Genomic DNA, 13,886 nt, shown 5'->3' with positions numbered 1-13,886 from the left:
TGCTACGCAGCCCAACGCGGGCAAGCCCGCTCGCCACAATAACTTGCGCTCAACACTACCTCGTTCTGCCCCTCCATCACCCAGATCAATCTTGCTATCCAGCCTCTATTCCCGCACTTAGACTCAGGCGTATTCCCACACAGGTAAGCCGCCATGTCCGAGTCGCTGCTCAGTTCCCGCAATCTGGCTTTCGAGCTGTATGAAGTCCTCGATGCCGAGGGCCTGACCCAGCGCGAGCGGTTTGCCGACCACAACCGCGAAACCTTCGACGCCGCCATCAGCACCGCCCGCAGCATTGCCGAAAAGTTCTTCGCCCCGCACAACCGCAAGGGTGACGAGAACGAGCCGCGCTATGAGAACGGTCAGGCGATTCTGATTCCGGAAGTGAAACCGGCCGTCGATGCCTTCCTCGAAGCCGGCTTTCTCAACGCCGCCCGTAGCTTCGAAGCCGGTGGCATGCAACTGCCGACCCTGCTGTCCCAAGCCTGTTTCGCCCACTTCCAGTCAGCCAACGCCGCCTCCACGTCCTATCCGTTCCTGACCATGGGCGCCGCCAACCTGATCGAAAGCTTCGGCACCGAGGAGCAAAAACAGCGCTTCCTGCAACCCATGATCGAAGGCCGCTTCTTCGGCACCATGGCCTTGACCGAGCCCCATGCCGGTTCTTCCCTGTCGGATATTCGTACCCGCGCAGAGCCGGCGGCTGACGGCACCTATCGCCTTAAGGGCAACAAGATTTTCATCTCAGGCGGCGATCACCCGCTGTCGGAAAATATCGTGCACATGGTGCTGGCCAAGCTGCCGGATGCGCCTGCCGGGGTGAAGGGTATTTCGCTGTTTATCGTGCCCAAGTTCCTGGTCAATGACGACGGCAGCCTGGGCAAGCGCAACGACGTGTTGCTGGCCGGGTTGTTCCACAAGATGGGCTGGCGCGGCACCACCTCGACGGCACTGAATTTCGGCGACAACGGTGACTGTGTCGGCTATCTGGTGGGCAAACCTCACCAGGGCCTGAGCTGCATGTTCCAGATGATGAACGAGGCGCGGATCGGTGTCGGTATGGGCGCGGTGATGCTTGGTTACGCCGGCTACCTTTACTCGCTGGAGTACGCCCGGGAACGTCCGCAAGGTCGGCTGCCCGATAGCAAAGACCCGAACACCGCGCCGGTATCGATCATCCAGCACGCCGATATCAAGCGCATGCTGCTGACCCAGAAAGCTTATGTGGAGGGCTCGTTCGACCTGGGCCTGTATGCCGCCCGCCTGTTCGACGACACCACAACGCTTGAAACCGAAGCCGAACGCAAACAGGCCCATGAACTGCTCGACCTGTTGACCCCCATCGTCAAATCCTGGCCATCGGAGTTCTGCCTGAAAGCCAACGAACTGGCGATCCAGATTCTCGGTGGCCACGGCTACACCCGGGAATACCCGGTGGAGCAGTACTACCGCGACAACCGCCTGAACCCGATCCACGAAGGCACCCACGGTATCCAGTCGCTGGATCTACTGGGCCGCAAACTGGCGCAGAACGGCGGCGCGGGCTTGAAGCAATTGATTCGACTGATCGCCGAGACCGGTGCGCGGGCGCAGGAATATCCATCACTTACGGCACTGCGTGAGCCGCTGGAAGCCTTGGTCGCACGCCTGCAGAGCGTCACCCTCGGCCTGCTGACCGATCTCGCCCAAGGCAAGATCAACAGCAGCCTGGCGAACTCGGCGCTGTACCTCAAAGTGTTTGGGCATACGGTGATTGGCTGGCGCTGGCTGGAACAGGCGATTCGCGCCGAGGAAGGGTTGGCCAAGGGCAATGCTGCCGATGTCACCTTCTATAAAGGCAAGCTGCAAGCCGCCCGGTACTTCCTCACATGGGAAATACCGAGCTGCCATCATGAACTGGCGATTCTTGAGGCACGGGACGATACGTGCCTGGGCATGCAGGATGAGTGGTTCTAGTCAGGGCTGACCGATTGCCTTGGAAATTACCTCGACCGTGGCGCTGACTTGCTCTTGGTAACGGTCGAGTTCCTGCTGGTGGCGCTGCTGCATTTCGATCTGTTCGGCACACAGGTTCAGCGCCGCCAGTACCAGTAGTTTGTCACCGATCAACGTCGGGTACTTTTTCTTGGTGATGGCCAGGGACGCCTTCAACATGGTCACGGCGCTCATCAGGGTAGTGTCTTCCCCGACCGGTGCCTTGATCGAGTAATCCTCACCGAGAATCGAAACGACCTTTACCCCCTCGGTGCCTTGACTCATGCGCTGACAGGACCTGCGCTGACACGCTCAACCAACGCCTGAATACGCGCCGCGGTAGCGCCCTGTTTTTCTTCCTGCTCCATCAGGTTCAGTTGCAGGCTGTCGTTTTCATCCTTGGCGCGGGCCAGTTCTGTCTTGAGGGATTCGTTGGTGCCCAGCAGGTCTTGGTTCTGCTGTACCAGGTCGCTGACCAGTTGTTCCAATTGGCTGAGGGATGCTTCTAACATTTTGATTTCTCGGGCATTTTAAAAGGGCGGTGACGATAAAGAAAATTCACCTCGGATGCCAGGGTTATCCTGGCGCGCAGCCTTGATTTTACAGGGCAGGCTGCGCTTTAGAGCCTTAGTGACTGCTTTTAGGCCATCTGGTTCCTGACCCCACCCTGATTAGCGCCAACTGCGACAAAAGAGCGCACCCCCTCAAGACTTTAGTCGTATGACCGATAGGTCATGGGACAACCCGTCTCAAAGCCGCACGGATCGCGCTTCTCCCAGGATGACAGCATGTCTCTTCGTAATATGAATATCGCGCCACGGGCATTCCTCGGTTTCGCGTTAATTGGCGCCCTGATGTTGTTTCTCGGTGTGTTTGCCCTGAACCAGATGAGCAAGATCCGCGCAGCCACCGAAGACATCACCCTGAGCAGCGTGCCCAGCATCCGCGCCCTGGACGAGTTCACTCAATTGACCTTGCGCCTGCGTGTTCTGTCCTACCGCTTGCTGACCAATCGCGAGCCGGACGTGCAGCAAAAGACCCTGGAAGCCTTCGATGTGCGCAATCAACAGATCCGCGCCGCGCAGGGCATCTACGAGAAGCTGATCACCAGCAGTGAAGAGCGCAGCGCCTACGACGAGTACGTGCGGTTGCTGGGGCAATATCATCAGATTGAAGCGCGCATGAAGAGCCTGTCCCGGGCCAATCAGGTGGACGAGCTGCGGGTCATGCTGAACACCGAGTTGCTGAATAACTCCGAGCAAGTCAACACCGTTCTGAACCGATTGCTGGATATCAACAACAAGGCGGCCATCGCCACCAACGAGAACGCCGCCAATCAATACAACACAGCCTTCAACTTGGTCGTCGCCCTGCTGGTGTTCGCCACCGTGCTGACCCTGCTGTTCGCCTGGCTGCTGACCCGCAGCATCACCCAGCCGATTGCCCAGGCCCTGAACGCCGCAGAAGACATTGCCGAAGGCAACCTGACTCGCCCGATCAAGGTCGAGGGTGAGGACGAAGCCGGACGCCTGCTGTTGGCGATGGCGAAGATGCAGGAAAAGCTGCGGGATACCTTGCAGCGCATTTCCGGGTCCGCCACCCAGCTGGCCTCAGCCGCTGAAGAGCTGAACGCCGTCACCGACGAAAGCGCCCGTGGCCTGACCCAGCAAAACAACGAAATCGAGCAAGCCGCCACCGCCGTCAACGAGATGACCAGCGCTGTCGAAGAAGTCGCCCGCAATGCCGTGAGCACTTCCGAAGCGTCGAAAAACGCCACGGCCTCTGCCGGTGATGGCCGTGACCTGGTACAGGAAACCGTCGGCGCCATCGAACGCATGAGCAGCGACGTGCAGGCGACCGCCACGTTGATCGGCAACCTGGCGGAAGAGTCCCGGGACATCGGCAAGGTGCTGGACGTAATTCGCGGCCTGGCTGACCAGACCAACTTGCTCGCACTGAACGCAGCGATTGAAGCGGCGCGTGCGGGCGAAGCCGGGCGTGGTTTTGCGGTAGTGGCCGATGAAGTACGGGCCTTGGCCCACCGCACCCAGCAGTCCACCAGCGAGATCGAGCGGATGATCGGCAGTATCCAGGCCGGCACCGAACACGCTGTGGATTCGATGCGCAACAGCACCGATCGTGCGGAGTCGACGCTGAATATTGCCAAGGGCGCGGGGATGTCGCTGGATACCATCAATACTGCGATTGTCGAGATCAACGAGCGCAACCTGGTGATCGCCAGTGCGGCTGAAGAACAGGCGCAAGTAGCTCGGGAAGTGGATCGCAACCTGGTGAACATTCGCGACCTGTCGGTGCAGTCGGCGACTGGTGCCAGCCAGACCAGCGCGGCGAGTAATGAGCTGTCGCGGTTGGCGGTGGATTTGAATGGGATGGTGGGGCGCTTCAGGCTCTGACTGACACCCCAACGCTGTAGCCGCTGCCGAGGCACGAGGCTGCGATGCGGGCCGCAGGACCGCCCGCGGGGCCGCTTCGTCGGAATGCCGCACCAAGCCCATCGCAGCCTCATGCTTCGGCAGCGGCTACACGCGCATTCGCAAGCAAGTCGAATCGTCGCACCGCCGCTCCCACATTGGCTCTGCGCCCGCCCGCAAAAGCTTTTTGACAGCGCAGCATTTCAACAGGTTAGAATCGCTGGCACGCAGACTGCATGGTCAGTTTGCGCCCGTCTTTCCTGCTCATGGAGTACTGCCTTTGAATGCGACGACCATCAACAGCCTGTTCTTGATCGGCGCGTTGCTGGTAGGTGCGAGCATTCTGGTGAGCTCTCTTTCGTCCCGCCTGGGCATCCCGATTCTGGTGATCATCCTGGCCGTGGGCATGGCCGCCGGTGTCGATGGCGGCGGCATCATCTTCGATAACTACCCGACCGCCTATCTCGTGGGCAACCTGGCCCTGGCCGTGATCCTGCTCGATGGCGGATTGCGAACACGGGTGGCGAGTTTTCGCGTGGCACTGTGGCCGGCCTTGTCGCTGGCAACCGTGGGGGTGTTGATTACCACCGGCCTCACGGGCATGGCAGCGGCCTGGCTGTTCGACCTCAATATTATCCAGGGCCTGCTGATCGGCGCCATCGTCGGCTCCACGGACGCCGCAGCGGTGTTCTCGCTCCTGGGCGGCAAGGGCCTGAATGAACGAGTCAGCGCCAGCCTGGAAATCGAATCCGGCAGCAACGATCCGATGGCGGTGTTCCTCACCGTGACCCTGATCGACATGCTCGCCAGCGGCCAGACCGGCCTGCACTGGAGCCTGCTGGGGCACTTGGTCCGTGAGTTCGGTATCGGCGGCTTCATCGGCCTGGGCGGCGGCTGGTTGATGCTGCAAATGGTCAACCGCATCAATCTGGCCAACGGCCTGTACCCGATCCTGGTGATTGCCGGTGGCCTGGTGGTGTTTGCCCTGACCAACGCCTTGCACGGCAGCGGCTTCCTCGCGGTGTACCTGTGCGGGCTGGTGATCGGCAACCGCCCGGTGCGCAGTCGCCACGGCATATTGCACATGCTCGACGGCATGGCCTGGCTGGCACAGATCGGCATGTTCCTGGTGCTGGGCCTGCTGGTCACACCCCATGATTTGCTGCCTATCGCGCTGCCCGCCCTGGGCCTGGCGTTGTGGATGATTCTGTTCGCCCGACCACTGTCGGTGATGGTTGGCCTGCTGCCCTTCAAGGCCTTCCACGGCAGGGAAAAAGCCTTTATCGCCTGGGTCGGGCTGCGCGGCGCGGTACCGATCATTCTTGCAGTGTTCCCGCTGATGGCCGGCCTGCCCCACGCCCAGCTGTATTTCAACCTGGCGTTCTTTATCGTGCTCGTGTCGTTGCTGGTCCAGGGCACTAGCCTGCCGTGGGTCGCCAAGTTGCTGAAGGTGACGGTACCGCCGGAGCCTGCACCGATTTCCCGGGCGGCCCTGGAAGTCCATGTCACCAGCGAGTGGGAACTGTTCGTCTACCGACTCGGCGCGGAGAAGTGGTGCATCGGCGCGGCCCTTCGAGAGCTGAAAATGCCCGAAGGCACGCGCATCGCGGCCCTGTTTCGCGGCCAACAACTGCTCCATCCGTCGGGTAGTACGGTGCTGGAAGTCGACGATTTGCTCTGCGTAATCGGCCACGAACACAACCTGGCAGCCCTCGGAAAGCTGTTCAGCCAGGCACCTCAGCGGGGCCTCGACCTGCGCTTCTTCGGCGACTTCGTCCTCGAAGGCGACGCCCAGCTGGGAGCGGTCTCGGCGCTGTACGGGCTCAAACTCGAAGGTATCGATCCGGACATGCCATTGAGCCGCTTCATCACCCAGAAAGTCGGCGGCGCACCAGTGGTGGGCGACCAGGTGGAGTGGAACAACACCATCTGGACCGTCGCGGTCATGGACGGGAACAAGATTGGCAAAGTCGGCGTCAGATTCCCCGAAGGAAGTCGCCCAGGTCCCGGACTCTTCCTCTAAACTGCGGGGCGATGGCGCGCATTTGACGTCAGGACGCCCCTATATTTCATCTTGCTCGACCGGTCTCTATGACAACCCTGCGCATTTTTCTAGCTACTGCCCTGTTGGGCCTGAGTCTCTGTGTCGGCACCGTGCAAGCGGCCGATCCACCCAGCGCCGACTCTATCCAGCAAACCCTGGACAAGCTGCCTGACCGCAAACTGCCGGATGCGGACATGAAGGCCCTGCAGAGCATCCTGCAGCAGACCTTGACCTTCCTGGGTAACCAGCAGGACTACCAGCAGCGCCTGGTCGATCTCAAGCGCCAACTGGAAGACGCACCACGCCGGACCATAGACAACCAGCGCGAGCTAAGCCGTCTCAAGGCCACCAAGGTCATTCCGGTCACCCAACGCTACGCCAGCCTGCCGGTGCCGCAGCTTGAACAACTGCTGGTGCAGCGCAGCACCCAGCAAGGCGACCTGCAAAAGGACCTGGCCGACGCCAACAGCCTGACCATCGCTGCCCAGACCCGCCCCGAGCGCGCCCAGACCGAAATCAGCAGCAGCCAGACACGCATTCAGCAGATCAACGCCATCCTCAAACTGGGCAAGGACAACGGCAAGACTCTCAGCGGCGACCAGCGCAATCAGCTGAACGCCGAACTGGCATCCCTTAATGCCCTGATCCCCCTGCGTCGCCAGGAACTGGCGGGCAACAGCCAACTGCAAGACCTGGGCAACAGCCAGCATGACCTGGCCCTGGAAAAAACCAGCCGCCTGGAGCAGGAAATCCAGGACCTGCAAACCCTGATCAACCAGAAACGCCTGGCCCAGTCCCAGGAAACCGTGACCCAGCAGTCTATCGAAGCGCAGAAAACCGGCGGTAGCAGCTTGCTGGCCACCGAAAGTGCCGACAACCTCAAGCTGTCCGATTACCTGCTCAAAAGCACTGACCGGCTCAACGAACTGACCCAGAAGAACCTGCAAACCAAACAACAACTGGACACCGTGACGCAAAGCGACTCGGCGCTGGATGAGCAGATCAACGTGCTCAAGGGCAGCCTGTTGTTGTCGAAGATTCTTTATAAGCAGAAACAGGCACTGCCGCGCCTGACCGTAGATCGCAACCTGGCGGACGACATTGCCAACATTCGCCTGTACCAATTTGAAGTCAACCAACAGCGCGAACTGATCAATCCACCCAGCACCTACGTCGACAACTTGCTGGCCACCCAGCCGGCCGACCAAGTCACCCCACAACTGCGCCGTACCCTGCTGGAGCTGGCTGACACCCGCAGCGACCTGCTGGAGCGACTGAGCCGCGAACTGAGCGCGCTGCTCAACGAATCCATCACCCTGCAACTGAACCAGAAGCAACTGCTGAGCACCGCGACCAACCTGCGGGCGACCCTCGACGAGCAGATGTTCTGGATTCCCAGCAACAAGCCACTGGACGCCGAATGGCTGGAAACCGTGCCCGCGCGCTTGAGCAAACAGGTCACCACCCTGCCCTGGGCCTCCAGTGTCAGCGAGCTGTACGACGGTTTGACTCAACGCCCATTGCTCTTTCTTCCCCTGCTGCTGTTGATCGGTGCCTTGCTGTGGCGACGCAGCTACTTGTACGCCCGCCTGAAAAAAATCCACCTGGACATCGGCCACTTCAAGCGTGACAGCCAATGGCACACGCCCGTGGCGATCCTGGTGAATATCCTGCTGGCGATGCCGGTAGCCTTGGGCCTTGCCCTGTGTGGCTACGCTCTGCAAATCGACGCCCGAGGGCAAAACGCCAACCTCGGCGCGGCCTTGTTGCAGATCGCCCAGGCATGGCTGGTGTTCTACACCGCCTATCGAATCCTCGCGCCCGGCGGTGTGGCCGAACTGCATTTCCGCTGGGAAAAGCCCCAGGTCGAGTTCCTCCAGGGCTGGATACGCAAGCTTGGACTGGTAGTGCTCGCGCTGGTGGCCGTAGTGGCCGTCGCCGAACATCAACCGGAGGCACTGGCAAACGACGTGCTGGGTATCGGCGTGGTATTGGCCTGCTATGCGCTGATGGCATGGTTGCTCAGTCGCCTGCTGCTCAACAGCCCGACCCATGAAAAGGCCTCGCTGTTTCGCAAGGCCGTCGGCCTGGTATTCACCGCACTGCCCATCGCCCTGTTTATCGCCGTGTGCTTTGGCTATTACTACACCGCCCTCAAGCTCAGCGACCGACTGATCAACACCCTGTACCTGCTGATGTTCTGGCTGGTGATCGAAGCCACCTTCGTCCGCGGCCTGGGCGTTGCGGCCCGACGCCTGGCCTACTCCCGAGCCCTGGCCAAACGCCAGGCCGCCAAGGAAGCCGGTGACGGTGAAGCCGTGATCGAAGAACCAACCCTGGACATCGAACAGGTCAACGAGCAGTCCATGCGCCTGATTCGCCTGGCCTTGCTCGGTGGGTTTATCGCGGCGCTGTACTGGGTATGGAAAGACCTGATCACCGTGTTCTCCTACCTGGACAACGTCACCCTTTACGAATACACCAGCGGCACCGGCGCCAACATCAGCATGGTACCTATCAGCATTGGCGACCTGTTGGGAGCGTCGATCATCGTCGGCATCACCTTCGCCCTGGCGCGCAACCTGCCTGGTCTTCTGGAAGTACTGGTGCTATCAAAGCTGGACCTGGCCCAAGGCAGCGCCTACGCCACGACCACGCTGCTGTCTTACGTGATCGCCGGTGTCGGTTTTGTCTCCACCCTCTCCACCCTCGGCGTGAGCTGGGACAAGTTGCAGTGGCTGGTGGCGGCGCTATCGGTGGGGTTGGGCTTTGGTATGCAGGAGATATTCGCCAACTTCATCTCCGGCATCATGATCCTGTTCGAACGCCCGGTGCGGATCGGCGACACCATCACCATCGGCAACCTGTCGGGCACGGTCAGCAAGATCCGCATCCGCGCCACCACCATCACCGACTTCGACCGCAAAGACATCATCGTCCCGAACAAGACGTTCATTACCGGGCAACTGATCAACTGGTCGCTGACCGACACCATTACCCGGGTGACCCTGAAGCTCGGCGTGGACTACGGTTCCGACCTGGACCTGGTGAAAGCGTTGCTGCTGCAGGCCGCCCGGGAAAATCCGAGGGTGCTGAAAGAGCCGGAACCTCACGTGTACTTCCTCAACTTCGGCGAAAGCACCCTCGACCACGAGCTGCGCATGCACGTGCGTGATCTGGGCGACCGCAACCCGGTGATCGATGAGGTCAACCGCTTCATCAATCGTGAGTTCAAGAATCACCACATCAACATCTCGTTCCGGCAGATGGAGGTTTACCTGAAAAACCTTCACGGCCAGGAATACAAGCTGGTGGAAGTCGACGCTCCCAACAAGCCAGCGAATGACGCGTCAGGCCCAGTCACACCACCGACCAAACTCGACTAAACGCGCTATCCCCAGCAGAATGCTCGGACATTCTGCTGGGAGATGGCCGTTGAAAGCCCTCGACGAACTGACCTTCGACAACCGCTTCGCACGCCTAGGCGATGCGTTCTCAACCCACGTGCTGCCCGAGCCCATCGACGAGCCGCGCCTGGTGGTTGCGAGCGAGGCCGCCATGGGGCTGCTCGACCTCGACCCAGCCGTCGCCGAAACACCGGTATTCGCCGAACTGTTTAGTGGGCACAAGCTATGGGCCGAGGCTGAGCCGCGGGCGATGATCTATTCCGGGCATCAATTCGGTTCCTACAACCCACAGTTGGGTGATGGTCGGGGCCTATTGCTGGGCGAGGTCTATAACCAAGCCGGCGAGCATTGGGACCTGCACCTCAAGGGCGCCGGGCAGACGCCGTACTCGCGCATGGGCGATGGTCGCGCGGTGCTGCGCTCCTCGATTCGCGAATTTCTGGCGTCTGAAGCCCTGCACGCCCTGGACATTCCCAGCAGCCGTGCGCTGTGCGTGATTGGCTCGACGACTCCGGTGTGGCGCGAGAAACAAGAGCGGGCCGCCATGGTTCTGCGCCTGGCGCCGAGCCACGTGCGATTCGGCCACTTCGAATACTTCTACTACACCAAAAAACCCGAACAGCAGAAGCAACTGGCTGAACACGTTTTGTCGCTGCACTTCCCCGAGTGCCTGGAACAGCCCGAGCCGTACCTGGCGATGTTCCGCGAGATCGTCGAGCGCAACGCCGAGTTGATCGCCAAATGGCAGGCCTACGGTTTCTGCCACGGGGTGATGAACACCGACAATATGTCGATCCTCGGTATTACCTTCGACTTCGGGCCGTTCGCGTTTCTGGATGACTTCGACGCGCAGTTCATCTGCAACCATTCCGATGATCAAGGGCGTTATTCGTTCAGCAACCAGGTACCGATTGGCCAGTGGAACCTCAGTGCTTTGGCCCAGGCGTTAACGCCATTCATCAGCGTCGAAGCGCTGCGCGAAACCCTCGGCTTGTACCTGCCTCTGTTCCAGGCCCATTACCTTGACCTGATGCGTCGCCGCTTGGGTTTCACCACTGCCGAAGAAGATGATCAGAAGCTAGTGGAACGACTGCTGCAATTGATGCAGAACAGCGGCGTCGACTACACCTTGTTCTTCCGCCGGCTGGGAGATGAATCAGCAGCGCTGGCGGTGGCGCGGTTACGCGATGACTTTGTCGACCTCAAGGGATTTGATGACTGGGCGGACTTGTACAAAGCCCGTGTCGAACGGGAAGCCAATAGCAGTGAAGAGCAGCGGCGTGAACGGATGCACGCGGTGAACCCGCTTTATATCCTGCGCAATTACCTGGCGCAGAATGCTATCCAGGCGGCTGAGCTGGGGGATTACAGTGAGGTGCGCCAGCTGCATGAAGTGCTGACAAAGCCGTTTGAAGAACAGGCTGGAATGGAACAATACGCCCAGCGGCCGCCGGATTGGGGTAAGCATTTGGAGATTAGTTGTTCCTCTTAAAGACGATCAGACAACATCGCCGGGCATTGGCCAGTGCTCAAGATCATAGGCTTCGATCCAATCACCGATGATGTCCACCAGACTCATCAGGGGGTTGGACTCATCTTCTCCAATCAGGTCCAGTAACTCATCAAGAGCCTGGATCAGAACATCATAATCACTCTCGGTTTTAGGTTTGCACAAAAGGGGTGAGACAAAAGGCCAATGCTTGATGGCTTGTTTGACGAGTTCGCTCATGCTTAATCCTCTTTCGGTTGTTCCTTGATAAATCGTAGCGCTGGCTCCAAATAGATCCCAATGCCCATTTAAACGGAGCCCACCATGTCCGATCCTCTGGTAATCCCCTGCCCGCATTGCAACGGCCTCAACCGTATCCCCAACGAACGCCTTGGCGATGCGCCGAAGTGCGGGCGCTGTAAGCAGCCGGTGTTGCTGAGCAAACCCTTCGACCTGAAACAGGGCGACTACGCCAGCCAGATCAAAGGTGATCTGCCGCTGTTGGTGGATGTGTGGGCCGAGTGGTGTGGGCCATGCAAGTCGTTTGCGCCAGTGTTTGAACAGGCGGCCGGGCAACTGGTGGGGAAATGCCGATTGGCCAAGCTCGATAGCGAGGCCAATCAGCAACTTTCCGCGCAACTGGGTATTCGGTCGATTCCCAGCTTGATTCTGTTCAAGAATGGCCGGGAAGTGGCGCGCCAGAGCGGTGCGTTTCCGTTGCCGCAGTTGATGAGCTGGTTGCGTAGTCAGGGTATCTGAGCCGAGGAGAACTCTTGGTCCATGACCCGGCCCATCAGCAAGACACCCAACTCGCTCAACTGATGAATCGCGAGCACGACATCGCGCTGCTTGCCGGTGAGGTCGTCGGAAAGATCGAGCAAGAGGGTGATGACTGAGGAGAAGGTTTCGTAGCTGTTGAGGATCAGGGTTTCTTTGTCGATGCCGGGGGCAACAGTGAACAGCGCAGATGAGGCGGGGGTTGCTGGGGGATTAGGGGTGACCTTGAACATGATCTTTGTTCTCTGATAGGGCCGCCACCTTCTCGCTACTAAACGAAGGGTGGCGACTGTACGCAGGTTAGTAGACCGGAGAACAAAGCAAAGACCGGCGCACCCGAAGGTGCCCTACGCACAGCCACCATCAAATACAGGCAACAAAACGCCTGACTTTTGAAGCGATTGCACATGCTCTGGTCTGTACTGGGCTACTAAACCCGATCACTGAGATTTCAGTGACCGAGCAACCTTAGAGACGCCCATCCAGACGCACAAGCCGGCGGATTCTGGCGTAACTGTAGGCAACGACGCAAGACAGCGATTTCCCTGTAGGAACAAAGATCCAATGTGGGAGCGGGCTTGCTCGCGAAAGCGGTGGGTCAGTCAAATATGTACCAACTGACACACCGCTTTCGCGAGCAAGTCGAATCGTCGCACCGCCGCTCCCACATGGGTTATGTGTTGCCCGCAACGATCACGCGTTTTCCAGCAGGTTATGCAGCTCCACAAACTGCTGCGTCAGCTTATGCCGTGGGTCCAGGTGGATCAGCGGCATGTTCGCCTGGTGCGACTCACGCATCCGTACCGAACTGCCCAGGTACACCGGCAATACCGGCAACCCTTCCGCGATCAGTTCATCCAGCATCTGCTGCGGCAGGCTTGCCCGGGCCTGGAACTGGTTGACCACGATGCCTTCCACCTCAAGGCCTTCGTTGTGGTCTTCCTTCAGCTCTTCGATTTCAGCCAGCAGGCCGTACAGCGCCTGGCGCGAAAAACTGTCGCAATCAAAGGGGATCAGTACACGATCAGCGGCAATCAGCGCTGAAACCGCATAAAAATTCAGCGCCGGCGGCGTGTCCAGGTAAATCCGGTCGTAATCCTCGCTCAACTCATCCAGCAGCTTTCGCAGCTTGTTGATCTTGTGTTTGGCCTCAAGCTTGGGCTGTAAGTCCGCCAGTTCCGCCGTGGCCGTGATCACATGCAGGTTGTCGAACGGGGTTTCGTAGATATCCACCTGGTTTTTCTTCGAGAACGGCCCGGAGGACAGGGTTTGCTTGAAGAAGTCGGCAATGCCCATGGGGATGTCATTGCCCGTCAGCCCGGTGAGGTACTGGGTGGAGTTGGCCTGGGCATCGAGGTCCACCAACAGGGTTCGATAGCCTTCACTGGCGCTGACCGCCGCCAGGTTGCAGGCAATGCTGGACTTGCCCACACCGCCTTTCTGATTGAACACCACGCGCCGCATGGAAAAACCTCCGTGTATCAATGAATGATCGAGTGTAGAGGGCAAAAGCGCCCGTTAGCTACCTTGTTCATCCATGTACTACAAAGGCACCCGTTTGATTCCGCATAACAGCAGTGCGCGAACACTGTGCGAACCGGAAAAGACCGACAAGTCAGGCAATCCCCCATAGCTGACAATCGGCAATCAATTCCAGCAACGTTGTAATGATCTGTGAACAATTTTTTACCAAAATTTGCTAGAACCCAGTCGCACCGGGATAATGCGCCCCACTCGGCTATTGCTCCCTGTCCCGTTAATCC

At 59.4% G+C, this 13,886-nt stretch carries 10 protein-coding genes and 1 pseudogene; 6 read left to right on the top strand and 5 right to left on the bottom strand.

The annotated features are described in order from the left end of the window. Window positions 1-153 precede the first annotated feature (153 nt). Window positions 154-1,956 (top strand): acyl-CoA dehydrogenase, encoded by a 1,803-nt coding sequence (locus HKK55_RS27995; RefSeq protein ID WP_169357542.1) that lies wholly within the window; start codon window positions 154-156, stop codon window positions 1,954-1,956. Here HKK55_RS27995 and HKK55_RS27990 read toward each other — a convergent pair whose 3' ends face one another. Further along, window positions 1,957-2,259 carry a cell division protein ZapA gene (locus HKK55_RS27990; RefSeq protein ID WP_155582855.1) on the bottom strand — a complete coding sequence of 101 codons (303 nt, stop codon included), beginning with the start codon at window positions 2,257-2,259 and terminating at the stop codon, window positions 1,957-1,959. Then, on the bottom strand, window positions 2,256-2,486 hold the full coding sequence (locus HKK55_RS27985) for a hypothetical protein (RefSeq protein ID WP_169357541.1): 231 nt from the start codon (window positions 2,484-2,486) through the stop codon (window positions 2,256-2,258). Before HKK55_RS27985 ends, HKK55_RS27990 begins: the two co-directional genes overlap by 4 nt. Before the next feature lie 276 nt (window positions 2,487-2,762). Here HKK55_RS27985 and HKK55_RS27980 point away from each other — a divergent pair, with 276 nt between their 5' ends. The 4 genes from HKK55_RS27980 to selO all read left to right on the top strand — a co-directional run bounded on the left by HKK55_RS27980 (window position 2,763) and on the right by selO (window position 11,349). Beyond that, complete coding sequence (locus HKK55_RS27980) at window positions 2,763-4,388, top strand: methyl-accepting chemotaxis protein (protein ID WP_169357540.1); 1,626 nt, start codon at window positions 2,763-2,765, stop codon at window positions 4,386-4,388. Between the two features lie 298 nt (window positions 4,389-4,686). Beyond that, window positions 4,687-6,429: a potassium/proton antiporter gene (locus tag HKK55_RS27975; RefSeq protein WP_169357539.1), complete on the top strand. Its 1,743-nt coding sequence runs from the start codon at window positions 4,687-4,689 to the stop codon at window positions 6,427-6,429. A 68-nt stretch (window positions 6,430-6,497) separates the two neighbouring features. After that, entirely contained in the window at window positions 6,498-9,836 is a 3,339-nt protein-coding gene (gene mscK, locus HKK55_RS27970) for a mechanosensitive channel MscK (RefSeq protein ID WP_169357538.1), read from the top strand. A 49-nt stretch (window positions 9,837-9,885) separates the two neighbouring features. Beyond that, entirely contained in the window at window positions 9,886-11,349 is a 1,464-nt protein-coding gene (gene selO / locus HKK55_RS27965; protein ID WP_169357537.1) for a protein adenylyltransferase SelO, read from the top strand. 21 nt (window positions 11,350-11,370) lie between these two features. On the opposite strand, the pseudogene HKK55_RS27960 reads toward selO, so the two are convergent. Then, window positions 11,371-11,586, bottom strand: a pseudogene (locus HKK55_RS27960) (transcriptional regulator); the annotation flags it as partial. A gap of 84 nt (window positions 11,587-11,670) precedes the next feature. Between HKK55_RS27960 and trxC the strand changes: the two are divergent. Then, window positions 11,671-12,105, top strand: coding sequence for a thioredoxin TrxC (gene trxC / locus HKK55_RS27955; protein ID WP_169357535.1), 435 nt, complete (start codon window positions 11,671-11,673; stop codon window positions 12,103-12,105). On the opposite strand, the gene HKK55_RS27950 is transcribed toward trxC, so the two are convergent. Both HKK55_RS27950 and HKK55_RS27945 read right to left on the bottom strand, forming a co-directional pair. Then, window positions 12,093-12,356: a DUF6124 family protein gene (locus HKK55_RS27950; RefSeq protein ID WP_169357534.1), complete on the bottom strand. Its 264-nt coding sequence runs from the start codon at window positions 12,354-12,356 to the stop codon at window positions 12,093-12,095. The genes trxC and HKK55_RS27950 overlap by 13 nt on opposite strands. Window positions 12,357-12,816: 460 nt before the next feature. Next, complete coding sequence (locus HKK55_RS27945; protein ID WP_169357533.1) at window positions 12,817-13,587, bottom strand: ParA family protein; 771 nt, start codon at window positions 13,585-13,587, stop codon at window positions 12,817-12,819. Window positions 13,588-13,886 lie beyond the last annotated feature (299 nt).

Origin of the sequence: Pseudomonas sp. ADAK18 (assembly GCF_012935695.1) — a bacterium.
GTDB lineage: Bacteria > Pseudomonadota > Gammaproteobacteria > Pseudomonadales > Pseudomonadaceae > Aquipseudomonas.
This window is presented reverse-complemented; position numbering and strand designations above follow the sequence as displayed.